This window comes from Aquimarina macrocephali JAMB N27, from assembly GCF_000520995.1.
In the GTDB taxonomy this organism is placed as follows: Bacteria; Bacteroidota; Bacteroidia; order Flavobacteriales; family Flavobacteriaceae; genus Aquimarina; species Aquimarina macrocephali.
In genome coordinates, this window is the sequence record NZ_JACA01000125.1 from 1 (window position 1) to 981 (window position 981).

Genomic DNA, 981 nt, shown 5'->3' on the forward strand with positions numbered 1-981 from the left:
ATTTTTTGTTATTCCACAAGTGCAGAAAAAACACTTGTTCCATACCGTTCCAACTTCCTCACCTTCGGTCGTCAGTCTCCACTACAAATAAATAGCCTTGCTCTGTTCCTCTATCACCCGTAGCTACTCTTTTGCTTAAAAACAATAAAGGTACGCTATCGCTGAATAGTTCATTAAGCAAAACCGCTACTACATGGGCTACGCCGCTTGGTCGCAGCCTAGCCGATTATTAATGTTGAAGTTTATATTTTGATAAATAAGAACACATAAATAATCGTCTGGCACACAAAACCACTACGTTCCCTTTTGTGTGTCGGCAGCTCCTCTACGCTTCGGCTACGCCTTTTAGTTCTGCACGCATGCAGCTTATCTTCAATCGCCAGATGGCTATGATTATTATGGAAGCTGAAGGACAACCGTAACTGCCGTTGCGCTCTTCAGCTTCCATAATAATCGCTTACTCAGAAGGAATTAATCAATCCTTATATCTGAGTTCCTTGAATTAGTTGTTTCTATAACAATTTCTGCAAACCGTTCTGAATCTAAATCCGAAGAATATTTTGTATAAAGGTTATCAGTATATTGAAAGTATTTTTTTAATTCTAACGCATAATCTTTAAAACCCGTAAGACCTTCAATATTCCTTCTTTTATAAGCAAGCTTATCTAACTCTGAATTTAGCTCTACTTTAAGTCGTTCTTCAATCATAATATAAATTTTATATAAAATTACATATTGATTAATTGTTTTTAATCACTAATAATCAATGAGTTTTAAACAAAACCTATAAGTTATCCACTAATAAAAAGCCTCTTTAAAAACAACTTTGTTGATGCGACTTATAATATGAAAATTACTATTTTAGCTAAGTAGATAGATAGATGACCGATGGAACGTTCTTAAAAAAATAAGTTTGCTGTAGGTATAGTTCAAAAATAAGGGATACCGTTAAAAAAAACGCGTAAACTATTATCCCTTTGG

At 34.3% G+C, this 981-nt stretch carries 1 protein-coding gene; it reads right to left on the reverse strand.

The window, feature by feature from the left end; translation table 11 throughout:
* Nucleotides 1-471: 471 nt before the first annotated feature.
* Entirely contained in the window at nt 472-708 is a 237-nt protein-coding gene (locus Z054_RS0127420; protein ID WP_024773143.1) for a hypothetical protein, read from the reverse strand.
* Nucleotides 709-981: the final 273 nt, after the last annotated feature.

Coding starts and splice junctions, on each gene's coding strand:
- Z054_RS0127420 (WP_024773143.1), bottom strand. CDS start 708: ATGATTGAAGAACGACTTAAAGTAGAGCTAAATTCAGAGTTAGATAAG.